General features: G+C 69.1%; 25 protein-coding genes. 15 read left to right on the forward strand and 10 right to left on the reverse strand.

The window, feature by feature from the left end:
* The first annotated feature begins 198 nt into the window (after window positions 1–198).
* Complete coding sequence (locus AC3A5Z_RS15260; protein ID WP_487520195.1) at window positions 199–2,469, forward strand: transglycosylase domain-containing protein; 2,271 nt, start codon at window positions 199–201, stop codon at window positions 2,467–2,469.
* Between the two features lie 57 nt (window positions 2,470–2,526).
* On the opposite strand, the gene AC3A5Z_RS15265 is transcribed toward AC3A5Z_RS15260, so the two are convergent.
* Both AC3A5Z_RS15265 and AC3A5Z_RS15270 read right to left on the reverse strand, forming a co-directional pair.
* Entirely contained in the window at window positions 2,527–3,153 is a 627-nt protein-coding gene (locus AC3A5Z_RS15265; protein ID WP_487520196.1) for an MlaC/ttg2D family ABC transporter substrate-binding protein, read from the reverse strand.
* Entirely contained in the window at window positions 3,143–3,955 is an 813-nt protein-coding gene (locus AC3A5Z_RS15270; protein ID WP_487520197.1) for an MlaA family lipoprotein, read from the reverse strand. Before AC3A5Z_RS15270 ends, AC3A5Z_RS15265 begins: the two co-directional genes overlap by 11 nt.
* Before the next feature lie 208 nt (window positions 3,956–4,163).
* Here AC3A5Z_RS15270 and AC3A5Z_RS15275 point away from each other — a divergent pair, with 208 nt between their 5' ends.
* From AC3A5Z_RS15275 to AC3A5Z_RS15305, 7 genes are all read left to right on the forward strand, one after another.
* On the forward strand, window positions 4,164–5,900 hold the full coding sequence (locus tag AC3A5Z_RS15275) for a type I secretion system permease/ATPase (RefSeq protein ID WP_487520198.1): 1,737 nt from the start codon (window positions 4,164–4,166) through the stop codon (window positions 5,898–5,900).
* Window positions 5,897–7,198 carry an HlyD family type I secretion periplasmic adaptor subunit gene (locus AC3A5Z_RS15280; RefSeq protein ID WP_487520199.1) on the forward strand — a complete coding sequence of 434 codons (1,302 nt, stop codon included), beginning with the start codon at window positions 5,897–5,899 and terminating at the stop codon, window positions 7,196–7,198. The genes AC3A5Z_RS15275 and AC3A5Z_RS15280 overlap by 4 nt, the downstream gene beginning before the upstream one ends.
* Before the next feature lie 60 nt (window positions 7,199–7,258).
* Window positions 7,259–7,717, forward strand: a complete 459-nt coding sequence (locus AC3A5Z_RS15285) for a RidA family protein (RefSeq protein WP_487520200.1) — start codon at window positions 7,259–7,261, stop codon at window positions 7,715–7,717.
* Window positions 7,717–8,487: a glycerophosphodiester phosphodiesterase family protein gene (locus AC3A5Z_RS15290; RefSeq protein ID WP_487520201.1), complete on the forward strand. Its 771-nt coding sequence runs from the start codon at window positions 7,717–7,719 to the stop codon at window positions 8,485–8,487. Before AC3A5Z_RS15285 ends, AC3A5Z_RS15290 begins: the two co-directional genes overlap by 1 nt.
* Window positions 8,488–8,608: 121 nt before the next feature.
* On the forward strand, window positions 8,609–9,784 hold the full coding sequence (locus AC3A5Z_RS15295; RefSeq protein WP_487520202.1) for a GNAT family N-acetyltransferase: 1,176 nt from the start codon (window positions 8,609–8,611) through the stop codon (window positions 9,782–9,784).
* A gap of 53 nt (window positions 9,785–9,837) precedes the next feature.
* On the forward strand, window positions 9,838–10,446 hold the full coding sequence (locus AC3A5Z_RS15300) for a glutathione S-transferase family protein (RefSeq protein ID WP_487520203.1): 609 nt from the start codon (window positions 9,838–9,840) through the stop codon (window positions 10,444–10,446).
* Complete coding sequence (locus tag AC3A5Z_RS15305) at window positions 10,443–10,727, forward strand: 4a-hydroxytetrahydrobiopterin dehydratase (RefSeq protein ID WP_487520204.1); 285 nt, start codon at window positions 10,443–10,445, stop codon at window positions 10,725–10,727. Before AC3A5Z_RS15300 ends, AC3A5Z_RS15305 begins: the two co-directional genes overlap by 4 nt.
* Before the next feature lie 81 nt (window positions 10,728–10,808).
* Here AC3A5Z_RS15305 and AC3A5Z_RS15310 read toward each other — a convergent pair whose 3' ends face one another.
* Window positions 10,809–11,297: a redoxin family protein gene (locus AC3A5Z_RS15310; protein ID WP_487520205.1), complete on the reverse strand. Its 489-nt coding sequence runs from the start codon at window positions 11,295–11,297 to the stop codon at window positions 10,809–10,811.
* Between the two features lie 106 nt (window positions 11,298–11,403).
* Here AC3A5Z_RS15310 and AC3A5Z_RS15315 point away from each other — a divergent pair, with 106 nt between their 5' ends.
* Genes AC3A5Z_RS15315 through AC3A5Z_RS15325 form a run of 3 tightly spaced genes read left to right on the forward strand, consistent with a single transcriptional unit; the run spans window position 11,404 to window position 13,807 of the window.
* Window positions 11,404–12,609: an NAD(P)/FAD-dependent oxidoreductase gene (locus AC3A5Z_RS15315; protein ID WP_487520206.1), complete on the forward strand. Its 1,206-nt coding sequence runs from the start codon at window positions 11,404–11,406 to the stop codon at window positions 12,607–12,609.
* Entirely contained in the window at window positions 12,606–13,166 is a 561-nt protein-coding gene (rsmD, locus tag AC3A5Z_RS15320) for a 16S rRNA (guanine(966)-N(2))-methyltransferase RsmD (RefSeq protein WP_487520207.1), read from the forward strand. The genes AC3A5Z_RS15315 and rsmD overlap by 4 nt, the downstream gene beginning before the upstream one ends.
* Entirely contained in the window at window positions 13,163–13,807 is a 645-nt protein-coding gene (locus tag AC3A5Z_RS15325; RefSeq protein WP_487520208.1) for an HAD family hydrolase, read from the forward strand. Before rsmD ends, AC3A5Z_RS15325 begins: the two co-directional genes overlap by 4 nt.
* Window positions 13,808–13,884: 77 nt before the next feature.
* Here AC3A5Z_RS15325 and map read toward each other — a convergent pair whose 3' ends face one another.
* Window positions 13,885–14,694, reverse strand: coding sequence for a type I methionyl aminopeptidase (gene map / locus AC3A5Z_RS15330; RefSeq protein ID WP_487520209.1), 810 nt, complete (start codon window positions 14,692–14,694; stop codon window positions 13,885–13,887).
* 139 nt (window positions 14,695–14,833) lie between these two features.
* Here map and AC3A5Z_RS15335 point away from each other — a divergent pair, with 139 nt between their 5' ends.
* The 3 genes from AC3A5Z_RS15335 to AC3A5Z_RS15345 are packed head-to-tail and all read left to right on the forward strand — an operon-like array spanning window position 14,834 to window position 17,270.
* The gene (locus tag AC3A5Z_RS15335; protein WP_487520210.1) at window positions 14,834–15,565 is read left to right on the forward strand and encodes a competence/damage-inducible protein A; all 732 of its coding nucleotides are present in this window, start codon (window positions 14,834–14,836) and stop codon (window positions 15,563–15,565) included.
* Complete coding sequence (locus AC3A5Z_RS15340; protein ID WP_487520211.1) at window positions 15,562–16,266, forward strand: GNAT family N-acetyltransferase; 705 nt, start codon at window positions 15,562–15,564, stop codon at window positions 16,264–16,266. The genes AC3A5Z_RS15335 and AC3A5Z_RS15340 overlap by 4 nt, the downstream gene beginning before the upstream one ends.
* Before the next feature lie 20 nt (window positions 16,267–16,286).
* Window positions 16,287–17,270: an OmpA family protein gene (locus AC3A5Z_RS15345; RefSeq protein WP_487520212.1), complete on the forward strand. Its 984-nt coding sequence runs from the start codon at window positions 16,287–16,289 to the stop codon at window positions 17,268–17,270.
* A gap of 21 nt (window positions 17,271–17,291) precedes the next feature.
* On the opposite strand, the gene AC3A5Z_RS15350 is transcribed toward AC3A5Z_RS15345, so the two are convergent.
* Both AC3A5Z_RS15350 and AC3A5Z_RS15355 read right to left on the reverse strand, forming a co-directional pair.
* On the reverse strand, window positions 17,292–18,197 hold the full coding sequence (locus AC3A5Z_RS15350) for a LysR family transcriptional regulator (RefSeq protein ID WP_487520213.1): 906 nt from the start codon (window positions 18,195–18,197) through the stop codon (window positions 17,292–17,294).
* Between the two features lie 236 nt (window positions 18,198–18,433).
* A complete protein-coding gene (locus tag AC3A5Z_RS15355; RefSeq protein WP_487520214.1) occupies window positions 18,434–20,446 on the reverse strand; it encodes an oxidoreductase in 2,013 nt (670 codons plus the stop codon).
* A gap of 173 nt (window positions 20,447–20,619) precedes the next feature.
* On the opposite strand from AC3A5Z_RS15355, the gene AC3A5Z_RS15360 reads away from it, so the two are divergent.
* Window positions 20,620–20,760: a hypothetical protein gene (locus tag AC3A5Z_RS15360; protein WP_487520215.1), complete on the forward strand. Its 141-nt coding sequence runs from the start codon at window positions 20,620–20,622 to the stop codon at window positions 20,758–20,760.
* A 15-nt stretch (window positions 20,761–20,775) separates the two neighbouring features.
* Here AC3A5Z_RS15360 and AC3A5Z_RS15365 read toward each other — a convergent pair whose 3' ends face one another.
* From AC3A5Z_RS15365 to ilvD, 4 genes are all read right to left on the reverse strand, one after another.
* Window positions 20,776–21,147, reverse strand: coding sequence for a hypothetical protein (locus tag AC3A5Z_RS15365; RefSeq protein ID WP_487520216.1), 372 nt, complete (start codon window positions 21,145–21,147; stop codon window positions 20,776–20,778).
* Window positions 21,144–21,914: a DUF6478 family protein gene (locus tag AC3A5Z_RS15370; protein ID WP_487520217.1), complete on the reverse strand. Its 771-nt coding sequence runs from the start codon at window positions 21,912–21,914 to the stop codon at window positions 21,144–21,146. Before AC3A5Z_RS15370 ends, AC3A5Z_RS15365 begins: the two co-directional genes overlap by 4 nt.
* Before the next feature lie 107 nt (window positions 21,915–22,021).
* A complete protein-coding gene (locus AC3A5Z_RS15375; RefSeq protein ID WP_487520218.1) occupies window positions 22,022–22,582 on the reverse strand; it encodes a cation transport ATPase in 561 nt (186 codons plus the stop codon).
* A complete protein-coding gene (gene ilvD, locus AC3A5Z_RS15380) occupies window positions 22,563–24,296 on the reverse strand; it encodes a dihydroxy-acid dehydratase (RefSeq protein ID WP_487520219.1) in 1,734 nt (577 codons plus the stop codon). Before ilvD ends, AC3A5Z_RS15375 begins: the two co-directional genes overlap by 20 nt.
* Window positions 24,297–24,321: the final 25 nt, after the last annotated feature.

Below are 24,321 nucleotides of genomic sequence, written 5' to 3' on the forward strand. Positions count from 1 at the left end.
CCCCGACGCACAACAATCGGGCAGGAGAAAAGCGGGCGGACCCTTCAGTTGTTGCACATTTTTTGCACTCATTTGAGGGATTGCTTAAATTAAAAGCAACATGATGAGTGGCTTTAAAGCCGCGCCCACTCCACATTCCCGACCGCGGCAGATAGAGTCGCGCGAAACGACATCGCGAAACAGGCGGGCAGATCGGGCATGAGCGGCACAGGCAAGCGGCGCGCGCCGCTGGTGGCGGACAAGCGATATGCGCCTTCGGGCGGCGGGCGCGGCACGGGTGGGAACTCGGGCGGCGGCTCGGGCAGTGGGCGGGGCGGTTCGGGCGGCGGCTCGAAGCCGCCGCGCAAGCCTGCGCCGCGCAGGCCCGCCAAGCGGCGCAACCCCTTGGTGGCGCTTGTGCTCGGCTTCTTCGGGCTGATCTGGCGCATCGTCTGGGGTGTCGGCTGGCGCATCGCCTTTCTGGTGGCGCTGGGGCTCGGCGCCACGACCTACTACTTCTCCGCAAAGCTGCCCGAGGTGACGGCGCTGCTCGACGCCCGCGCCAAGGGCTCTGTCACGCTGCTCGACCGCGACGGCAAGGTCTTCGCCTGGCGCGGCGAGACCTTCGGCGGGCAGATCACCTCGGATTCGGTATCGCCCTACCTGCGCGACGCGGTGGTGGCGACCGAAGACCGCCGCTTCTACCGGCATTTCGGCGTCAGCCCGCGCGGCGTCGCCTCGGCGATCAAGATCAACCTCTCCGAGGGCCGCGGCCCGCTCGACGGCAACGGCGGCTCGACCATCACGCAGCAGGTGGCCAAGCTCCTCTGCCTCGGTACCGAATACGATCCGGCGGAGTGGAAGTCCGAGGCGGAGTACGAGGCCGACTGCCGCAAGGGCGGGATCTGGCGCAAGATCAAGGAAGTGCCCTTCGCCATGGCGATGGAGGCCAAATATTCCAAGGCCGAGATCCTGACGATCTACTTCAACCGCGCCTATCTCGGCGCGGGGGCGCGCGGCTTCGAGGCGGCGGCGCAGCGCTATTTCGGCAAATCGGCCAATGCGGTGACGCCAGCCGAGGCCGCGATGCTGGCGGGCCTGCTGAAGGCGCCGTCCTATTACGCGCCGACCGGCAATATGCAGCGCGCGCGCGACCGGGCGAACGTGATCGTCGGGCTGATGCAGGAGCAGGGCTATCTGACCATGGCCGAGGCCGAGGAGGCTCGGCGCAACCCGGCCAAGCTTTCGGAGGCGGCGCAGAGCCGGTCGGGCGGGTTCTTCGCCGACTGGGTGATGGAATCGGGGCCTTCGTTCCTGACGCGTGACACGACCGAAGACGTCATCATCCGCACCACGCTGGACCAGAAGCTGCAGAAGGCCGCCGAGACCGCGCTGGCCGATGTCTTCGCGACCAAGGTCAAGGAAGGCTCCAAGGCCCAAGCGGCGGTGGTGGTGATGTCGGCGGATGGCGCGGTGCGCGCGATGGTCGGCGGCCGCAACATCGAGGCGGCGGGCTCGTTCAACCGCGCGACGCAGGCGCTGCGCCAGACCGGCTCGGCCTTCAAGCCCTTCGTCTATGCCGCCGCGATGGATCTGGGCTACAGCCCGGCCGATTTCGTCGACGACAGCCCGCTGACCATCAACATCCGCGGCTCCGGCCCGTGGTCACCCTCGAACTACGACCGCAAGTTCCGCGGGCTGGTGACGCTGACCGACGCGCTGAAGCAGTCGCTGAACATCCCCGCCGTGCGGATCTCCGAGGCGGTGGGCAGCGATCTGGTGCGGCAGGTGGCAGCCAACTTCGGCATCCAGAGCGATCTGGCCGCCGGTCCGGCGCTGGCGCTGGGGGCCTCGGAATCGACGCTGCTGGAGACGACGGGGGCTTATGCCGGCATCCTCAACGGCGGCTCGGCGGTGAAGCCCTACGGTCTGGTGGAGTTGCGCCTGCAGGGCGATGACGCGCCGCTGATCGGTCAGGAGGGCGGCATCGGCGAGCGGGTGATCTCGGAAGAAGCGGCAAAGCTGCTGACCTACATGATGACCGAGGTGATCAACTCCGGCACCGGCACCCGGGCAAAGCTGCTCGACCGCGAAGCGGCAGGCAAGACCGGCACCACGCAGGCGGCGCGCGATGCGTGGTTCGTGGGCTTCACCGCCGATTACGTCGCCGGGGTCTGGATGGGCTACGACGACAACAAGCCGCTGACCGGCGTCACCGGCGGCGGGCTGCCCGCCGAGATCTGGCGCGAGGTGATGATCCGGGTCAACGCCGACCTGCCGCCGCGCCCGCTGCCCAAGATCATCCCCGAGCCGCGCGTACCGCCCGCCACCTCGGCCGATGTGAACACCCAGCCAGTGCCGCAGGGCTCGCAGGACTGGATGGCGGCCCCCGTGCCGCAGGCGCGGGTCCAGCCCCGGCCCGAGCCGCAGCAGGACATTGGCGAGCGCATCCTGAACGACGTGCTCGGCGTGTTCGGCGCCGGGAACTGAGACAGCAAAACGCCGCCCCGAGGGGCGGCGTTTTTCGTTTCGCGCCTTGGGCGGCGGTCAGCTTGCGGTCTTCAGCTCTTCGGTCAGGCCCGCGATGCTGCCGCGCTGGCGGTCCAGCATGGCACCGATCTCGGTCCGCTCGGAGGCGAGCATGTTCACGCCCTCGATGATGATGTTGAAGAACAGCGGCCGTCCGGCCTTGTCCGACACATGCCAGCGCAGCTCGAACGGGGCCTCGCCGCGCAGATAGGCGGTGGAGATCACCTCGACGCTGCTCTTGAGCGGGCGCGCGTCGTTCACCTTGATCTCGCCGCCGATGAACTCGCGGAAGCGGCTGCCGTACTTGCGGCTGATGTAGCCCTGATAGGCTTGGGTGAAGGCCGCCATCTCGGCGCGGCTGGCGCTGCGGCCCGCCACGCCCAGCGCGGTGCGGGCGATGGCCGGAACGTCGGCGTATTGCACGAACATCCGCTCGAAATCGCCATACATCTGCTGCTCGGACTTGCCCGAGTTGATCGTCCGGTTGACCTCGGCGATCGCCCGCACCACGAGGTCGCGGGCCACGCCCACATCGAGCGCCTGAGCGGGCTGCCACGGCAGCGCCGCGACGGCGACACCGGCGAGCAGACCCAGCGTCACGGCGCGGCGGGTCAGCAAGAGCGGGGAAAACTGATCATTCGACATTGGGGTCCTCGATGGTATCGGTCGCATAGGGATCAACGAACCCCGCATCGGCATCCGTCGCATAGGGGTCGATGAACTCGTCATCGGCACCGCCGGTCTGGCCAAGCTCGAACCGGCGATTCTGCAGGTAGAGCAGCCGGGCCTGCGCGTAACTATCCGCGCTTCCGTAGAGAACGGAATCCAAAGTGTCGGCATAACGGTGGCGATCACCAAGCTTTGATCCGAGCTGGGCGGCGGTCACGTAATAGCCCTCAGGATTCGGGATCACCAGACGCAGCGGGTTCAGCGCAATGTCGACGGCGGTGCCGACCAGATCGCGCTCGGTCGTCGGCCCGATCCCCGGAAACTCGCCATAAACGCCTTCCGGCGCGCCCCAGACATGCATCGTCTCGCCGAAATCGGTCTTCTTGCCCTGCAGCCCCATGGAAGAGGCCACATCGAACAGACCGCCGATGCCGAACACCGTGTTGACCGCGAAACGCGCCGTGTTCTGCGCCGCAAAACCCAGCCGGGCCTGCAGCACGTTGTTGACGACATCGCCCGGGAGGTCGAGATTGGAGGCGAGGTTGTTGACGCCGCGCTGCACCGGCTCGGGGATGACGCTGCCATAGCCGTTCGCCGCCGGACGGATCAGCGCCCGGTCGATCCCGCGGTTGAAGGCATGGACCCGGCGGTTGGACGCCTCGGCCGGATCGTTGATCCCGACCGGCGCCGGCGCGGGTCCACAGGCGGTCAGCGCCGCGAGAAAGATCAGCGAGACGGCGGTCTTCGGCGAGGAAAGCAATGGTGTTTTCAAGGTCATCTTTCTATTGTCCGCCCTAGCAAGTCGCTAACCACCGACTTTTACGATAATTGACAAGCGATAAGCAGCCTCTCACGGCGAAGCAACCGGAGACCGTGACCGCAGGGATACGCAGGAAGATTCCTGCCGAAGCTCAAGACATCGCGGTAACGATACGGAAGCGCCGGGGGGATACAAGAGGTCGAATGACAAGCGGGACGAACGGATCATGAGAGGCAGGGACACAAGGCGCGGCATGCAGGAGCTGCGTGCGGCACGGCGGCTCTCGCTGGGGCTGATGCTGACGGTCTTCGTGTTCAGCATCTTCGTCAACCTGCTGATGCTGACAGGCCCGCTCTACATGCTGCAGGTCTACGACCGGGTGCTGGGCAGCCGCTCCGAAGAGACGCTGCTGGCGCTCTCGGTGCTCGTCACCTTCCTCTTCATCGCCATGGGCCTGCTCGACCATGCGCGCAGCCGGATCATGGCGCGGATCGGCGCCAAGTTCCAGGATCAGCTCGACCGCCGCGTGTTCGAGGCCTCGGTGCGCCGGCTTTCCGTCGCCCCGGGCGATCCCGCCGCGATCTCGGCCCAGCGCGATCTCGAGTCGATCCAGCGGCTCTGGGCCTCGCCGGTGCTGACCGCGCTCTTCGACCTGCCCTGGACGCCGCTGTTCTTCGCCGCGATCTTCGTCTTCCACTCCTGGATGGGCTGGCTCGCCATCGGCGGCGGCGTGATCCTGATCTGCGTGACCCTGCTGAACCAGCGCTTCACCGAAGTCCCGATGCAGAGCGCGACTCAGCTCAGCCTGCAAGCCGAACGCTTCGCCGACAACATCAAGGCCGAGGCCGAGGTGGTGCGCGCGCTCGGCATGTCGGGCAACGGCTTCGACCGCTGGCAGCGCGCCCGCTCCGAGGCTCTGGGACAGAACATCAAGGCCTCCGACCTCACCGGCGTCTTCGGCGTCCTCTCGAAGACGCTTCGGCTCTTCCTGCAATCGGCCATGCTCGGCCTCGGCGCCTGGCTGGTGCTGCGGCAGGAGCTGAGCGCCGGCGCCATGATCGCCGGCTCCATCCTGATGGGCCGCGCCCTCGCCCCGATCGAGGTCGCCATCGGCCAATGGGCCGTGGTCCAGCGCGCCCGCGAGGGCTGGGGCCGTCTGGCCGAGCTCTTCACCTCGCAGCCGCCGGAGCAGAAGCGCACCGCCCTGCCCCGCCCCAAGGCGCATATCGAGGCGCAGAACCTCTCCGTAGTGCCCCCGGGCGAGTCGACGGCGGTGCTGCGCGGCATCAGCTTCCGGCTGGAACCCGGTCAGGCGCTGGGGGTCATCGGCCCCTCCGGCTCGGGCAAATCCACGCTGGCGCGGGCGCTGATCGGCGTCTGGCGGCCGATGGGCGGGCAGATGCGGCTCGATGGCGCCACGCTCGACCAATACGACCCCGACGTGCTCGGCGGCTACATCGGCTACCTGCCGCAGCGGGTCATGCTATTCGAGGGCACCATCGCCGAGAACATCGCCCGGCTGAAGGGCAGCCCCGACGGCGGCGCCGTGGTCGAGGCGGCGAAGAAAGCCGCCGCGCATGACATGATCCTCTCGCTGCCCGACGGCTATAACACCCGCGTCTCCTCGCTGGGCGGCCGGCTCTCGGGCGGGCAGATCCAGCGCATCGGCCTCGCCCGCGCCATGTATGGCAACCCGGTCTTCCTCGTTCTGGACGAGCCGAACTCCAACCTCGACAACGAGGGCTCGATGGCGCTGAACCTCGCGATCCGCGCCATGAAGGAGGCGGGAGGGTCGATCTTCATCATGGCCCACCGCCCCGCCGCGATCCAGGAATGCGAGTTGCTTATGGTGGTGGAAAACGGCATGCGCCGCGCCTTCGGTCCGCGCGATCAGGTGCTGCGCGAGATGGTGAAGAACCACACCGAAATCGTGAAAAGTGCAGGCCCCGGAGGCGTGACATGACCGAGAGACCCGTCTGGTCCACCCGCAAACCCGCCGCCATCGGCCTCGCCACCCTCCTGATGCTGGTCGGCGGCTTCGGCACCTGGAGCGTCGCCTCCTCGATCTCCGGCGCCATCATCGCCCACGGCCAGATCGAGGTGGAGCAGAACCGCCAGATCGTCCAGCATCCAGATGGCGGCGTGGTCGAGGCGATCAACGTCTCCGACGGCGACACCGTGGCGGCGGGCGACATCCTGCTGACGCTGGACGGCTCCACCCTGCGCTCCGAGCTCGCCATCGTCGAGGGCCAGCTCTTCGAGATCTCCGCCCGCCGCGCCCGGCTCGAGGCCGAGCAGGACGATGCCGAGGCCGTGGTCTTCCCCGAAGAACTGGAAGCCGCCGCCGAACGCCGCGCCGATGTCGACGAGCTGGTGCGCGGTCAGGCCCGGCTGTTCGACGCCCGCCGCGCCACCCTTGCCCAGCAGGTCGATCAGCTGGCCAAGCGCCGCGGCCAGATCGCCAACCAGATCGAGGGCATCGCCGCGCAGAGCGACGCGCTCACCACCCAGCTCTCGCTGATCCAGCGCGAGCTGACCGACCAGCAGAGCCTGCTCGACCGCGGCCTCGCGCAATCCAGCCGCGTCCTCGCCCTGCAGCGCGAGGAGGCCAGCCTGCGCGGTCAGGTCGGAGAGCTGACCGCCAGCAAGGCCGAGGCCGAGGGCCGCATCACCGAGATCGACATCGAGATCCTCAGCCTCGGCTCGCGCCGCCGCGAAGAGGCGATCACCGAATTGCGCGACTTCGGCTATCGCGAGCTGGAGCTGGTCGAGCGCCGCTCGGCCCTCGGCGAACAGATCGCCCGGCTCGATATCCGCGCCCCGGTCTCGGGCATCGTGCTGGGACTGCAGGTCACCACCCCCCGCGCCGTGCTCAAGCCCGCCGATCCGGTGCTCTACCTGATCCCGCAGGACCGCCCCCTGGTGATCGCGGCGCAGGTGCCGCCGATCCACATCGACCAGCTGCATACCGGCCAGCCGGTGCGTCTGGTCTTCTCGGCCTTCTCCAGCCGCACCACGCCCGAACTCGCCGGCCATGTCACGGTGATTTCCGCCGACGCGCTCTCCGACCCGCGCACCCAGGCCTCCTACTACCGGGCCGAGATCGTGCTGGACGAGGGCGAGATCGGCAAGCTTGCCGACAAGGCGCTGGTCCCCGGCATGCCGGTGGAGGCCTTCATCAAGACCGCCGACCGCTCGCCGCTGGCCTATCTCTTGAAGCCGTTCACCGACTACTTCACCCGCGCCTTCCGCGAAACCTGAGCCCCCTTGCCGCCCCCGGCGGAGGGGGCTAGCCTCCGCCCCAACTGAAGGAGGCCCCCCATGTCGATCGAAACCCGCCTTGCCGAACTCGGCGTCACCCTGCCCGACGCCCCCGCCCCGGCGGCGAATTACGTTCCTTACGTGATCAGCGGCGATCTCGTCTTCGTCTCCGGCCAGATCAGCCAGGGCCCCGACGGCCAGATCAAGGGCAAGCTCGGCGCCGACATGGAGATCCCCGCCGGGGCCGAGGCCGCCAAGGCCTGCGCCATCAGCCTGCTCGCCCAGGTGCGCAAGGCCTGCGACGGCGACCTCTCGCGCCTCGTCCGCGTGGTCAAGCTGACCGGCTTCGTCAACTCCACCCCCGACTTCGGCGACCAGCCCAAGGTGATCAACGGCGCCTCCGATTTCCTCGTCGAGGTGCTGGGCGACGCCGGCCGCCACTCGCGCTCCGCCGTCTCCGCCGCGAGCCTGCCCTTCGGCGTCGCGGTCGAGATCGAAGGCATCTTCGAGATCCGCTGATGCGCATCCCCCTGCCCGCGGCTTTCCGCACCACGCCCATTGCCCACCGCGCGCTGCACGACCGCGCGGCGGGACGGCCGGAAAACTCGCGCGCCGCGATCCGCGCGGCGATCGCCGCCGGCTACGGCATCGAGATCGACCTGCAGCGGTCGGCAGACGGGCAGGCGATGGTGTTCCACGACGACGATCTCGACCGGCTGACCGGGGCCAAGGGTCCGGTCGCCGCTCTAATGGCGGCGGAACTCGGCGCGACCCGGCTGCGCGACGCCGAAGACGGCATCCCGACCCTCCCCGAGGTGCTGGCGATCGTCGCGGGCCGCGTTCCGCTGCTGATCGAGCTGAAGGACCAGACCGGCGACATGGGCAAGGCCGTGGGCCCGCTGGAGGCCGCGACCGCCGCGGCCCTCGTCGGCTATGACGGCCCGGTGGCGCTGATGTCCTTCAACCCGCACAGCATCGCCGAGATGGCCCGCCTCGCCCCGAACCTGCCGCGCGGCCTCGTCACCTGCGATTACGACCCCGCCGACTGGGCCCCGCTGCCAGCCGAAACCTGCGCCCGGCTGCGGGACATCCCGGATTACGACCGGGTGAACGCCAGCTTCCTGTCGCATCAATGGCAGGATCTGGCCCGCCCGCGCGTCGGCGCGCTGCGCGATGCCGGTGCGGCGATCCTCTGCTGGACGGTCCGCTCGCCCGAGGCCGAGGCCGAGGCGCGGCGCATCGCGGAAAACATCACCTTCGAAGGCTACCTCGCCCCGTTCCCGGCTTGACCCCGGCGCGCGCCGCGCCACCATCCCCGCCGGACCCGGGCTTTCATCTTCGCTCAAATATCCTCGGGGGGTCCGGGGGGCAGACAGCCCCCCGGCCTAGCCCGTGCAAGAGGCGCGCCGCATGACAACCGAGATCGAGCTCACCGCGCTGAGCTCCCTGACAGAGATCGACGCCGCCGACTGGGATGCCGTCGCCTGCCCCGAGGCGGCGACCGGTCGGCCTGTCGATCCCTTCACCACCCACCGCTTCCTCGCGGCACTCGACCGCTCGCACTCCACCGGCACCGGCACCGGCTGGCACCCGCGCCCGCTGATCGCCCGGGCCGCGGGCCGGGTCATCGCCGCCGCCCCGCTCTACGCCAAGGGCCACAGCCAGGGCGAGTACATCTTCGACCACAACTGGGCCCGCGCCTATGAACAGGCGGGCGGGCGCTACTACCCCAAGCTGCAGCTCGCCGTGCCCTTCACCCCCGCCACCGGCCGCCGCCTGCTGACCCTGCCGGGGCTGGAGGCGACGGGCCGGTCCGCGCTGCTGCAAGGCGCGCTGTCCATCGCCCAGCAGAACCACCTCTCCTCGCTGCACATCACCTTCTGCACCGAGGAGGAGGCCGAGGCCGGCGCCGAGATGGGTCTCCTGCACCGCGTCACCCAGCAATTCCACTGGGAGAACCGCGGCTACGGCGACTTTGCCGATTTCCTCGCCGATCTCTCCTCGCGCAAGCGAAAGACGATCCGCAAGGAGCGCGAGACGGCCGCGGGTTTCGGCGGCGAGATCCGCTGCCTGACCGGCGACCAGATCGAGCCGCAGCACTGGGATGCCTTCTGGACCTTCTATCAGGACACCGGGGCGCGCAAATGGGGCACCCCCTATCTCACCCGCCGCGCCTTCTCGGAGTTCCACGCCACGATGCGCGACGACATCCTGCTGGTGCTGGCCGAACGCGACGGCCAGCCGGTGGCCGGGGCGCTGAACTTCATCGGCCGCGACACGCTCTTCGGCCGCTACTGGGGCTGCACCGAGGAGCACCCCTGCCTGCATTTCGAGCTCTGCTACTATCAGGCGATCGACTGGGCCATCGCCAACGGCCTCTCCCGGGTCGAGGCCGGGGCGCAGGGCGAGCACAAGCTGGCCCGCGGCTATCTGCCGAGCCCGGTGCATTCGCTGCACTGGCTGGCCGATCCGGGCCTGTCCGACGCGGTGGAGCGGTATCTTGTGGCCGAACGCGAGGCGATCGACGAGGAGATCGAGGTTCTGACCGCCTACGGCCCCTTCCGCCGCAGCGGCGCCGAGGAGTGACGGGGGCGCCCGGCCATGGCATCCTCGTCCGCGCATAGCTGAAGGAGACCGCCATGCAGGCACTCACGCTCTACACCCATCCGCAGTCGCGGGGCCGCATCGCCCGCTGGATGCTGGAGGAGATCGGCCAGCCCTATGAGGCCGTGGTGCTCGATTTCGCCGGCGGCGCCAAGACGCCGGAGTTTCTCGCGCTGAACCCGATGGGCAAGGTGCCGGTGCTGCAGCATGGCGAGCGGATCGTCAGCGAATGCGCCGCGATCTGCGCCTATCTGGCCGACACCTTCCCCGAGGCGGGGCTCCTGCCCGAGGAGACCTCGGCCTACTACCGCTGGATGTTCTTCGCCGCCGGCCCGCTCGAGGCGGCGGTGACCAACAAGGCACTCGGCCTGACGATCCCGGCGGAGCGCGGCGTCATGGTCGGCTACGGCGATTTCGACCGGATGCTGGCCGCGCTGGAAAGCGCTGTCTCGGGGCGGGACTACATCGCGGGCCACAGGTTCTCGGCCGCCGATGTCTATGTCGGCAGCCAGATCGGCTGGGGCCTCGCCTTCGGCACCCTGCCCGCCACCCCCGCGCTCACCGCCTATTGGGACCGGCTGAAGGACCGCCCCGCCCTTGCCCGCGCCAATGCCGCCGACGACGCGCTGATGGCAAGGGCATGAGCGGCCCCGTCGATCCCGAAGCGCTCGCCGCCCTGATCGAGGCCGGCTGGAGCCATGACGCGACGCGCGGCGCGCTCCGCAAGACCTTCACCTTCCGCAACTTCATCGAAGCCTTCGGCTTCATGACCCGCGCGGCGCTCTGGGCCGAGAAATGGGATCACCATCCCGAATGGCGCAACGTCTACAAGACGGTGGAAGTCACGCTCACCACCCATGACGCGGGCGGGCTGACCGAGCGCGACCTCAGGCTCGCCCGCAAGATGGACAGCCTGACAGCCTGACCGGGGGCGCAAAATCCTTGAGAAAGGATTTTGCCAAGAGTTTTTCTCAAAACTCTTGGCCCCGGCCCGGCCGCCGCGCCCTCAGATCGCCTCGAGCATCGCCTCGCCGCCCGACACGGTGCAGGCGCCGGGGTTGTCCTCGATCTGCAGCACCCGCACCTCGCCATCCACCACCTGCATCGCATAGCGGTGCGAGCGACCGATCAGCCCGGCGGCCGGCGCGTCGAAGGACAGGCCCATCGCCTTGGTCAGCGTGCCCTCGGCATCGCCCAGCAGCGTGATCCCCGCCGTCCCGGCGCCGGTCACCTCGCTCCAGGCCTTCAGCACGAAGGGATCGTTGACCGAGACGCAGACGATCTCGTCGACGCCCTTGGCATCGAAACCGGCCTTGGTGCGGATGAAGCTCGGCAGATGCGAGATCGAGCAGGTCGTGGTGAAGGCGCCGGGCACCCCGAAGATCACCACGGTGCGCCCCTTGGTCAGCGCCCCGAGATCGACCTGTTCCGGCCCGTTCTCGCCCAGTTTCACCAGTGTCGCCGCCGGCAGGCGGTCGCCTACAGAAATCCGCATCAGTTCGTCCCTCGTGCGTTGCGTTTCCAATGGGCCGAGATATAGGCTCCGCCCCGACGCCCGGCCAGCGATTTTGCCGCAGACGGGCCGCGAACGGAGAATGCGCATGACACATATCGTGGTGATCGGAGCCGGGCAGGCCGGGGCCGCCCTGGTCTCGAAGCTGCGCAGCGCCGGCCATGCGGGCGAGATCACCCTGATCGGCGCCGAACCCGCGCTGCCCTACCAGCGCCCGCCGCTCTCCAAGGCCTATCTCTTGGGCGAGATGGAGGAAGACCGGCTCTACCTGCGCAATGCCGCGTTCTACGCCGACTCCGGCATCGCCCTGCGCCTCGGCACCCCCGTCACCGGTATCGACGCCGCAGCGAGGACGGTGACGCTGGGCCCCGAGACCCTCACCTATGACCAGCTCGCGCTGACCACCGGCTCGATCCCGCGCCACCTGCCCGCGGCCCTCGGTGGCACGCTGGCGGGCGTCTTCACCGTGCGCAGCCTCGCCGATGTCGACGCGATGCGCCCCGAATTCGTGGCCGGGCGCCGCCTCGTCATCATCGGCGGCGGCTATATCGGACTGGAGGCGGCGGCGGTGGCCTCGAAGCTCGGGCTCGACGTCACTCTCGTCGAACTGGCTCCACGCATCCTGCAGCGCGTCGCCGCCCCCGAGACCTCGGATCACATCCGCGCCCTGCATGCCCGCCACGGGGTGAAGATCCTCGAAGGCACCGGCCTCGACCGGCTGCTGGGCGAGACCCGCGTCACCGGCGCGCGGCTGACCGATGGCAGCGAACTTCCCGCCGATTTCGTCATCGCCGGCGTCGGCGTCGCCCCCGCCACCGCGCTGGCCGAACTGGCGGGCCTGACGCTCGACAACGGCATCGCCACCGATGCCCATGGCCGCACCTCCGACCCCGCGATCTGGGCGGCGGGCGATTGCGCCTCCTTTCCGTGGCAGGGTGGGCGGCTGCGGCTGGAATCGGTGCAGAACGCCATCGATCAGGCCGAACTGGTGGCCGTGAACATGCTGGGAGCCGCCCGCGACTATCACCCGATGCCGTGGTTCTGGTCCGACCAATATGACACCAAGCTGCAGATCGCCGGGCTCAGCACCGGCTACGACCGCATCGTCACCCGTGGGCCGGAGGGCGAGACGGTCTCCTTCTGGTATTACCACGGCGAGACGCTGCTGGCGGTCGATGCGATGAACGACCCCCGCGCCTACATGGTCGGCAAGCGCCTCTTGGAGAGCGGCCGCAGCCCCGATCCGGCCCGGGTCGCCGATCCCGCGACGCCGTTGAAGACCCTGCTGACATGAGGATCATCGGCGGCGCGCGGCGCGGCACCCATCTCGCGCCGGTGGGCGAGGGCGATGCCAAGGCGCATCTGCGCCCCACCTCCGACCGGGTGCGCGAGGCGATCTTCAACCTGCTGATCAACGGCGGCTACGGCGCGCCGCTGCAGGAGGCCCGCGTGCTCGACCTCTTCGCCGGCACCGGCGCACTGGGGCTCGAGGCCCTGTCGCGCGGCGCCGCCCACGCCAGCTTCGTCGAGACCGGCGCCCCTGCCCTGGCCCTCCTGCGCCGCAACATCGACATCCTGCGCATGGGCCCCGCCACCGCGATCCTGCGCCGCGACGCCACCGCCCCCGGCGCCAACCCCGGCGCGCCCTTCGACGTGGTCTTCCTCGACCCGCCCTACGGCAAGGGCTTGGGCGAGGCCGCGCTCGCCGCCGCCGGCCAGACCGGCTGGCTCGCCCCCGAGGCGCTGGTGGTCTGGGAGGAAAGCACGCCCCCCGCCCCGCCCCCGGGCTTCACGCAACAGGACCAGCGCCGCTACGGCGACACGCTGGTCACCATCCTGAGAGCCCCATGACCAAAGCCGTCATCTTCGATTGCGACGGCGTGCTGGTCGACAGCGAGCCGCCCGCCTTCGCGCTGCTCGCCGAAGACCTCGCCCGCCACGGCCTGCCGCTGACCCCCGCCGAGATGGAGCTGCATTTCCTCGGCGGCACCATCAGCGGCGCCGCCGACAAGGCCCGCGCCCTGGGCGCCGCCCTGCCGCGCAACTGGGTCGCGGATTTCTACGAAAGGCTCTACGCCCGGCTGGCCGAAGGCATCCCGCTGATCCCCGGCGTTACCGACCTGCTCGACCATCTCGACGCGACGCGCATCCCCTATGCGGTGGGTTCCAACGGCACGCTCCGCAAGATGCAGGTGACGCTGGGCCAGTTCCCCGGCCTGCACCAGCGCTTCCACGGTCGGCTCTTCTCCGGTCAGGCGCTCGGCGCGCCGAAACCGGCGCCCGACCTCTACCTGCACGCCGCCGCCGCGCTGAACACCCTTCCAGCCGATTGCGCGGTGATCGAGGACAGCCCGACCGGCGCCCGCGCGGCGAAAGCCGCCGGCATCCCCTGCTTCGGCTATGCCGCCGCCGGCCATGCCGAGGCGCTGGCGGCCGAAGGCGCCACGATCTTCACCGACATGGCGGAGCTTCCCACCCTGCTCGGCCTCTGATCATTTTCTGTCTCTAAATATCCTCGGGGGTGGGGTCCGGGGAGGGGGCAGACAGCCCCCTCCCCGGCGCTCGGCCCCTAGCCATAGGTCGGGTGGAATTTCCCCGCCGGCGACAGGGTGAAGATCTCGCAGCCCGTGGCCGTCACCCCCACCGAATGCTCGAACTGCGCCGAGAGCGACTTGTCCCGCGTCACCGCCGTCCAGTCGTCGGCCAGCACCTTGGTCTCGGGCCGCCCGAGGTTCACCATCGGCTCGATGGTGAAGAACATGCCTTCCTCCAGCACCGGCCCGGTCCCCGCACGACCGTAGTGCAGCACGTTCGGCGGGGCGTGGAACACCCGGCCCAGCCCGTGACCGCAGAAATCGCGCACCACCGACATGCGGCTGCCCTCGACGTAAGCTTGGATCGCCGCGCCGATGTCGCCGAAGGTATTGCCGGGCTTCACCGCCTCGATCCCCTTCATCAGCGCATCATGCGTGACCTCGATCAGCCGCTCGGGCTTGCGGCCCAGCGCGCCGGCCACATACATCCGGCTGGTGTCGCCGAACCAGCCATCCACGATCACCGTCACGTCGATGTTCAGGATATCGCCGTCCTTCAGGACCTTGGCGCCCGGAATCCCGTGGCAGACCACATGGTTGACCGAGATGCAGGAGCCGTGCTGATAGCCCTTGTAGCCGATGGTGGCCGAGGTCGCGCCGTGGCGCTCCACCTCGGCGGTGATGAAATCGTCCAGCGCCGCGGTGGTGACACCCGGCTGCACCAGCGGCGCCACGGCATCGAGGATCTCCGCCGCGACGCGGCCCGCGGCATGCATTCCGGCGAAATCCGCCGGCTCATACAATCTGATGCCGTTCTTCGTGATACGTCCGCGCGACTCGTCCAAAGCGCCAGTCCTTCCGGTGCAAGTTTGAGCCAAGATAATCAGTCTTCCCCGGCTTTGCCAGACCTGCCCCCCGGGAGAGGGTTTGAAACGCCGCCCGCCGCGCCCTATAGCTTGGATCAGCCGCAGCCAAGGAGCCGTCATGCCCGCCAATCCCACCGCCGCCATGCTGGTCATCGGAGACGAGATCCTCTCGGGGCGCACCCGCGACGGCAACACCCATTACCTCGCGGGCGAGCTTACCCGGCACGGCATCACCCTGCGCGAGGCCCGCGTCGTCTCGGACGACCGCGAGGCGATCATCGAGGCGGTGAACGCGCTGCGCGCCCGGCACGACACCGTCTTCACCTCCGGCGGCATCGGCCCAACGCATGACGACATCACCGCCGAGGCCATCGCCGCCGCCTTCGGCGTGCCGATCTCGATCCGCGCCGATGCCTTCGCCCTGCTCGACGCGCATTACAAGCGCCGCGAGATGGAGTTCAACGAGGCCCGGCAGCGCATGGCCCGCATCCCCGACGGCGCCACGCTGATCGACAACCCGGTCTCCATCGCCCCCGGCTTCACCCTGGGCAACGTGCATGTCATGGCCGGGGTGCCCAACATCTTTCAGGCCATGGTCGCCTCGGTGATCCCGACCCTCACCGGCGGCGCACCGCTGCTCAGCCAGTCGCTCCGGGTGGATCGCGGCGAGGGCGAGATCGCCGGCCCCTTCGGCGAACTCGCTGCCGCGTTTCCCGACCTTTCGATGGGCAGCTATCCCTTCGTGCAGGACGGCGCCTTCGGCTCCAACCTCGTGATCCGCGGCACCGACGCGGGCCGCATCTCCGAGGCGATGACCCGGCTCGCGGCACTCTTCCCACAAGCGAGATGACCCCCGCCGAGCTCTACGCCACGCTCGACGCGACATGGCCCGCCGCAGGCACCCATCGCGCGGGGCCCTGGCTCATCCGCGACGGCCAGGGCGGCGGCAAGCGCGTCTCGGCGGTGACCGTCGCCGCCCCCTGGGCCGCCGAAGACATCCCGCTCGCCGAAGCCGCGCAGGCGGCCCTCGGCCAGCCCGCGCTCTTCATGCTGCGCGACGGCGACGCGGCGCTCGACGCGGAACTGGAGCGTCGCGGTTATGCCATCGTCGATCCTGTCATCGGCTATGCGATGGATCTGGGCAGGGTGGAGCCCGCCCCGCCGATGAGCGCCTTCGCTCACTGGCCGCCCCTCGGCATCGCCGAGGATCTCTGGGCCGAGGGCGGCATCGGCCCGACGCGTCTGGCGGTGATGCAGCGCGTCCAAGGCGCCAAAGCCGCGATCCTCGGGCGGCACAACGACCGTGCCTCGGGCGTCGCTTTCGTCGCGATCCACGGCGAAACCGCCATGCTGCACGGGCTGGAGGTGACGCCGAGCCAGCGTCGGCAGGGTTCCGCCAACAACATGCTGCGTTGCGCCGCAGCATGGGCGCAAGATCATGCTGCAAAACGCTTTTCTCTGGTCGTCACCACCGCCAACGATCCGGCGCGCCGCCTCTATGCTTCCTTTGGCATGCAATCTGTGGGACAGTACCACTATAGAATGAAGTGAGCCCGAAGAGGCCAGAGCAGTTGCCCATCGACCGGAAGCGACCCGCGGCCCCGCGCCGCCTTCTGCCCCTGTTCGCCGGTCTGGCGGCGTTCTGCCTCGCCCAGTCCGCCTTCGCCCAGCCCGCCGCAGCCCTCACCCTCAGCTTTCCCGCGCCCGACACCGTCACCGCCTCGCGCGCCGAGGCGCTGACCTCCTACCGTCTGCCGGTCGGGCCCTGGACCCCCGCAGGCATCACCACCAAGCTCACCGAAGGCCCGCTGGAGCAGGGCGCCTGGCGCATCGACGGGCCGGGGCTTACCACGCTGCAGCTGCTGCGACCGCTGCGCGAGCAGCTGACGCAGGCAGGCTACCGGGTGATCTTCGAATGCGAGACCGATGTCTGCGGCGGCTTCGATTTCCGCTATGGCACCGACATCCTGCCCGAGCCCGATATGCACGTCGATCTGGGCGATTTCCGCTACCTAGCGGCCGAGCGCCCCACCCCCAATGGCACCGAGGCGCTGAGCCTGCTGGTCAGCCGCTCCGCCACCGCCGGTTTCGTGCAACTGACCCGGATCGGCGCGCCGCCCGAAGTGCCGCTCGTCACCGCCTCCACCAAGTCGCCCGAGCCCGAAGCGCCGCTTGCGACCTCGGGCCTCGGCGCGCGGCTGGAGACCGGCGGCGCGCAGGCGCTGGAGGATCTGGTCTTCGCCAGCAGCTCCGCCGAGCTGGTCGAGGGCGACTATCCTTCGCTGGTCGAGCTCGCGGCCTATCTCACCGCCAATCCCGCCCGCAACGTGACCGTGGTCGGCCACACCGATGCCTCCGGCGCGCTGGCGGGCAATCTGGTGCTGTCGAAACAGCGGGCGCAATCGGTGCGCAACCGTCTCGTCGGGCTCGGCGTGCCCGCCACGCAGGTCAGCGCCGATGGCGTCGGCTATCTGGTGCCGCGCGACAGCAACCTGACCGAAGAAGGGCGCACCAGAAACAGACGGGTCGAGGTCATGCTGACCTCGACCCAGTAGCGTCGCACCTTCGGCTCGTCCTCACCAGTTGTCGGGGCCCTTGTCCATGTAGCGGCGGGCCAGAAAATCGATGAAGGCCCGCACCTTGGGCTGGGTGAAGCGCCCCGGCGGGTAAACCGCATAGATCCCCAGCGTCTCCACCGGCAGCCCCGGAATCGCCTCTTCCACCTGCCCCGCCCGCATCGCCTCGGCAAACAGGAAGGACGGCAGATAGGCGATGCCCAGCCCCGAGATCGCGGCGTTCAGCAAGGACTGGCCATCGTTCACCGTCAGCCAGCCCGCCGTCCGCACCTGCCGCCGCTCGCCCGAGGGGGCGATGACCTTCCAGACATTGCCATTGGCCTGATTGGAATAATGCAAAAGCTTGTGGTCGTTCAGATCGTCGATCTTGATCGGCCGCCCGAATTTCTGGAAATACCCCGGCGCCGCGATCATCCGCTTTGTGGTCTCGGTCAGCTTGCGGGCCCTGAGGCTCGAATCCTCCAGATCGCCGATCCGGATTGCCATGTCGAAGCCTTCGGAAATCAATTCCACATAGCGGTTGTTCAGCACCATGTTCACGGTGATGTCGGGATATTCCAAAAGGAAATCGCCCAGAATGGGCGACAGCAGATTGACCCCGAAATCGGTCGCCACCGAAATGCGCAACAGCCCCGAAGGTGCCGATTGCATCGATGTCACCAGCGCATCCGCCTCGCCCGCGTCATTCAGCACCCGCCGCGCCCGGTCATAATAGGCAAGGCCGATCTCGGTCGGGCTGACCCGCCGCGTGGTCCGGTTCAGCAATCGCGCCCCAAGCCGGGCCTCCAAGGCCGAGACATGCTTCGAGACCGCCGATTTGGAAATACCCATCTTCTTGGCCGCATCGGTGAAGCCGCCCTGATCCACAACCGTGGCAAAGGCTTCCATTTCGGTCAATCGGTCCATTGTCGATCCCATGCGGATAGTGCTCGCGTCCCTTTCTTATTGACGCTGAATTCGGGCGAGATTGCGGTGGCGGGCGGGCAAGTAGACGATTTTCTCCTGTTCAGTTAACCATTTAGAAACAGCAGCTTATCCGGATAGGTTGCGCACACACGCCCAGGTTGCGGCGCTCGCGTGGCGAGGGCGTGGCAGGCGTTAGTTATCTTACTGAGAAGTTTAGCTTTCCCCGCGCCGCCCGCTCACAGCGCCGCCGCCAGCCGCGCGCCCTGCTCGATCGCGCGTTTGGCGTCGAGTTCGGCGGCCACATCGGCGCCGCCGATCAGGTGGTGCCTGATTCCCGCCACAGTCAGCGCCTCGGCCAGCGCCCGCTGCGGCTCCTGCCCGGCACAGAGCACCACCGTATCGACCGCCAGCAGCACCCGCTCGCCCGAGGCGTCGAGAATCTCCAGCCCCTCCGGCAGGATTCGCCGATACTGCACCCCGCCCTGCATCTTCACCCGCTTCATCTGCAGCGCCGCGCGGTGGATCCATCCGGTCGTACGCCCCAGCCGCCGCCCCGGCTTCTCGGCCCGGCGCTGCAGCAGCAGCACCTCGCGCGCCGGGGCCTCCGGCTGCGGCGCGACCACGCCGCCGCGCACCTCCGCCGGATCGCCGACGCCCCATTCCCGCCGCCACAGCGCCGGATCGAGCGTAGGGCTCTCGCCGCCCTGCACGAGAAACTCCGCCACGTCAAAGCCGATGCCGCCCGCGCCGATCACCGCCACCCGCGGCCCGACCGGCGCGCCCTGCAGCACCTCTATATAGCTCAGCACCTGCGGCCCCTCCTGCCCCGGGATGCCCGGATCGCGCGGCAGGACCCCGGTCGCCACCACCACCTCGTCGAAGCCGCCCAGCGCCTCGACCGTGGCCGCCTGCCCGAGCCGCACCCCGATGCCCAGCCGGGCCACCTCGGCCTCGAACCAGCGCACCAGCCCGTGGAACTCCTCCTTGCCCGGCACCTCGCGCGCGAGGTTCAGCTGCCCGCCCAAGCGCTCCGAGGCCTCGAACAGCACCACCTCATGCCCCCGCCCCGCCGCCACCAGCGCCGTCATCAGCCCGGCAGGCCCTGCTCCCACCACCGCGACCCGCTTGCGCACCGACGCTGCCTCATAGCGCAGCACCGTCTCGTGACAGGCGCGCGGGTTCACGAGGCAGCTGGTCAGCTTGCCGCTGAAGGTATGGTCGAGACAGGCCTGATTGCAGGCGATGCAGGGCGCGATCTCCGCCGCCCGGCCCTCCGCCGCTTTCCGCACGAAATCGGCATCCGCCAGAAACGGCCGCGCCATCGACACCATGTCGGCCACGCCCCCGGCCAGCAGCCCTTCGGCCACCTCCGGCGTGTTGATCCGGTTCGACACGATCACCGGAATCCCCACCTCCGCCCGCAGCCGCGCCGTCAACCAGGCAAAGCCCGCCCGCGGCACCGAGGTGGCGATGGTCGGCACCCGCGCCTCATGCCAGCCGATCCCGGTGTTCAGCAGCGTCGCCCCGGCCGCCTCCACCGCGCGGGCCAGAAGCACGACCTCCTCCCAGGACGACCCCTCCGGCACCAGATCGATCAGCGAGATGCGGTAGATCAGGATGAAGGCCGGCCCCACCGCCGCCCGAACCCGCCGCACCACCTCGACCGGCAACCGCATCCGGTTCTCGTAGGCACCGCCCCAGCGATCCTCGCGCCGGTTCACATGGGTCACGAGGAACTGGTTGAGGAAATACCCCTCGCTCCCCATGATCTCCACGCCGTCATAGCCCGCCTCCAGCGCCCGCTCCGCCGCGGTGACGATATCGGCGATCTGCTTTTCGATCCCCGCCTCGTCCAGCGCCTTGGGTGCAAAGGGCGAGATCGGCGATTTCACCGCGCTCGCCGACACGCAGTCCTTGCCATAGGCATAGCGCCCGGCATGCAGGATCTGCATCGCGATGCGGCCGCCCGCCGCATGCACCCTGTCGGTCACGCGGCGGTGGTTGGCGATGTCCTCGGGGGTGAAGAGCCCCGCCGCGCCGGGAAACACCCCGCCTTCGAGGTTGGGCGCCATGCCCCCCGTCACCATCAGCCCGACCCCGCCCCGCGCCCGCGCGGCATAGAACTCGGCCACCCGCTCCCAGTCGCCGGTCTCCTCCAGCCCGGTGTGCATCGAGCCCATCAGCACCCGGTTGGGCAGCACGGCAAAGCCCAGATCCAGCGGTGCCAGAAGATGCGGATAGTCGGTCATGCGGGCCTCCCTGCCTGCCGCGCAGCATGGCGCGCAGCCCTTCTGCTGTCACGGCGAACGCGGCGTCATACGCTAACGCTGCAATGCAGCATCGTCATGGCACCCATGCAGCATTGTCTGTGAACATCGGTATGCAAAGCCACTATATCCGCCGCAGAGACAGGAGAAACCCGATGATCCGCACGATCCAGACCACCCCCGCCAAAGCTGCGTCCGATGCGCTGCCGGCCTATTACACGCCCGACCACAACCTGCGCGCCCTGCGCGTGCTGACCGAGCTCGAGCAGATGTACGGCTACTACAGCGCCGAGTGACCGCGCCGGAACCGGCTATCCCGCCGTTTCCAGACAATGGCGCCGGAACGCGCGCTTGAGCATGTCGAGCTCGGCGCGCAACAGGTCGATCTCGGCCCGCAGGTCATCCTCCATCGCCACCCCGGTGATCAGGGTGAAATGCCCCAGCCGCTCGCCCGAGGTGGCATCGCGGATCAGGAAGGTCTGCACCCCCTCCGACAGCACCTCCACCGGAATCGGCACCCGCACGGCCCAGCCGCCGGGCTGGCCCGGCAGCGCGGCGATCTGCAGCGCAACCGGCGCCTCCAGATGCGTCACCGCCAGACGCGGCTCCGCCTCCCTCCCGGTCAGCACCCCCTCCCAGACCCCGGCCCGGATGCCCAGCGGCGTCAGCTTCGCCCCGCTCACAGCTCCGCCCTCGGCCTGCGGCACAGCGTGACGTCGCGCAGGATGATCTGGTTCATCTCCGGTCCCTCGAAGATCAGATCCACCCACATCCGCTCCACCCGCTTCTCGTTCATCCGCGTATAGGCTAGGTCGAACTCCACCATCACCTCCTCCTCGTTCAGCGGCAGCTCGCGCACCACCTGCTCGACATTCGGCCCGTGGCGGACGTTCAGCCTTGCATAGATCTCCAGCGGCTTCTCCATCTCGACGATCACGTCGAGCCGGATCACGTGCCGGAGCTTCAGCCCCGCGACCGCCTCCTCCGGCAGATCCAGCACCAGCGACAGGAAGCTGCCGTCGAACCGGAAGACATCCATCCTGAGCCCGAAGGGCGCCAGATCGGCCTCGCGCGTGTTGCGGATCTGGCGCAGCGTCAGCTCGCTCATCCGGCAGTCGTGAAACAGCGTCGCCCCCTCGGCCACGGGCGCCCGCCCCGGCACCGAGGCCAGTCCCGGCATCGGGATCGGCCCGCGCCACAGACTCGGGCGCCAGACCCAATCGGCCCCCATCGGCCGCCGGATCGCGTTCGATCCGATCACCGGCAGCGCCAGCCGGTTCTCCGCCACATGGATCACCCGGTCGAGCTGCCGCCTCAACGCCCGCGCCCGCCCGCCGAGGCTGCGCAGCGCCGCCAGATCCAGTGCCGCCGTGCGCTCGGCAAGTGCCGTCCAGCGCCGCAGCATCCGGCGATGCCGCCAACGGTCGATCAGCGCCCCGATACCTCCCATCCCGCTCCCCGGCTTGCCCAGCCGCGGATCGGGCGGCTGCAGGCCGGGCCATGTCAGCACAACCGGAAAGGGAATTCACCGTTACCCGCTGTCGCGCCCCCGAAGCCTCAGCCCTGCGCGCTGCGGCGATTGGCCTGCGTCATCGCGCTGACGAAGCTCTCCAGCAGCTTGCGCCCCGCGTCGCGGCTCAGGGGCGTCGAGGCCGTGCCGGTGGTCGTCAGCGTCACCAGCCGCCCGCCGAGTCCCAGCACCGCCCGCCAGCTCTCGCCCTGCACGCCGCGCCCCGCCGAGGCATCGCGCCAGCGGATCAGGAAGGCGCCGCGCCACGACATCGCTTCCAGCACCGTCACCGGCCCCGCCCGCCCGCTGCGGCTCAGCGCCGCCCGCCCGGCCTCGGAGGTGAAGAACTCGGCCAGCGCCTTGCCCTGATCGGCGAGGCCGACGCCCGAACCCGGCGCACCGACCGCCACGGTCAGCACCGCGGGCGGGCGGTTCGCCACCCCGGCGCAGCGGCCGATCAGCACGATCCCCGGTCCGGCCTGCGTCTCGCGGTCGACGCAATACCCGGCGGGGGGGCTGATCCGCAGCCCCTTCGACTGCGCCGCGGCGCCCCCCGCCAGAAGCGCCAGCGCCAGCGCCAACCCGAGCTTACTGATCCATGTAGACATGCCGTTCCGCCTTGGCCCCCGGATGCGTCACCGCGCCCTGCCGGGCTCCGCCCACCAGCCGCGCATATTTCCACAAGGCCCCGCTGGCATAGTCGGTCTGGCGCGGCCCTGCCCATGCGGCCTTCCGCGCCGCCAGTTCGGCGTCGCTCAGCGCCACCGACAGCTCGCCGGTCAGCGCGTTCAGCGTGATCATGTCGCCGTTCCGCAGCAGCGCGATCGGCCCGCCATGCGCCGCCTCGGGCCCGACATGGCCAACGCAGAAGCCCCGCGTCGCCCCCGAGAAGCGCCCGTCGGTGATCAGCGCCACCTTCTTGCCCATCCCCTGACCGCTCAAGGCCGCCGTGGTCGACAGCATCTCGCGCATCCCCGGGCCACCTGCGGGCCCCTCGTTGCGGATCACGATCACCTCGCCCTCGGCATAGGCGCGGTTCTGCACCGCCTCGAAGGCCTCCTCCTCGCAGTCGAACACCCGCGCCGGGCCGGTGAAGACCTGCTCCTCCGGCGTCATGCCCGCCACCTTCACGATGGCGCCATCCGGGCAAAGGTTGCCGCGCAGCCCCACCACCCCCCCGGTGGCCGAGATCGGCGCCTCGACCGGATAGATCACCTTGCCATCGGCCTCGCGGGTGATCAGGTCCAGCTCCTCGCCGATCGCCCGTCCCGAGGCGGTCACGCAATCCTCATGGATCAGCCCCGCCTTGCGCAGCTCCTTCAGCACCACCGGCACCCCGCCCGCCTCGTAGAGATCCTTGGCCACATAGGCGCCGCCCGGCCGCAGGTTCACGAAATAGGGCGTGTCGCGGAAGATGTCGCAGACGTCGAACAGGTCGAAGTCGATCCCCGACTCATGGGCGATGGCGGGCAGATGCAGCCCGGCATTGGTCGAGCCGCCGGTGCAGGCCACGACCCGCGCCGCATTCTCCAGCGACTTCCGCGTCACGATGTCCCGGGCGCGGATGTTCTTCTCGATCAGATGCATCACCGCGACGCCCGAGGCATCGCCATACTGGTCGCGGCTCTCGTAGGGCGCGGGCGCGCCCGAGGAATTCATCAACGCCAACCCGATCGCCTCCGACACGCAGGCCATGGTGTTGGCGGTATACTGCCCGCCGCAGGCCCCGGCCGAGGGGCAGGCCACCCGCTCGAGAATCGCCAGCTCGGCATCGCTCATCCGGCCAGCCTGATGCTGGCCCACCGCCTCGAACACGTCCTGCACCACGACATCCTTGCCGTTCAGCCGCCCCGGCAGGATCGAGCCGCCATAGATGAAGACCGAAGGCACGTTGAGCCGCACCATCGCCATCATCATCCCCGGCAGCGACTTGTCGCAGCCCGCGAGCCCGACCAGCGCGTCATAGCAATGGCCGCGCATGGTCAGCTCCACCGTATCGGCGATGGCGTCGCGCGAGGCGAGCGACGACCGCATCCCCTCGTGGCCCATGGCGATCCCGTCGGTTACGGTGATGGTGGTGAATTCGCGCGGCGTGCCGCCGCCCTTCTTCACCCCCATCTTCACCGATTGCGCCTGACGGTTCAGCGCGATGTTGCAGGGCGCGGCCTCGTTCCAGCAGGTCGCGACCCCCACCCAGGGCTGGTGGATCTCCTCCTCGGTGATGCCCATCGCATAGAAATAGCTGCGATGCGGCGCCCGGCTCGGCCCCTCGGTGACATGGCGCGACGGCAGCTTGGCCTTGTCGAAACGGCTGTTCTTCATAGGCGTCCTCCCGGAATGGCTCCTT

It is taken from the genome of Cereibacter sp. Soil_C_27 (genome assembly GCF_057657095.1).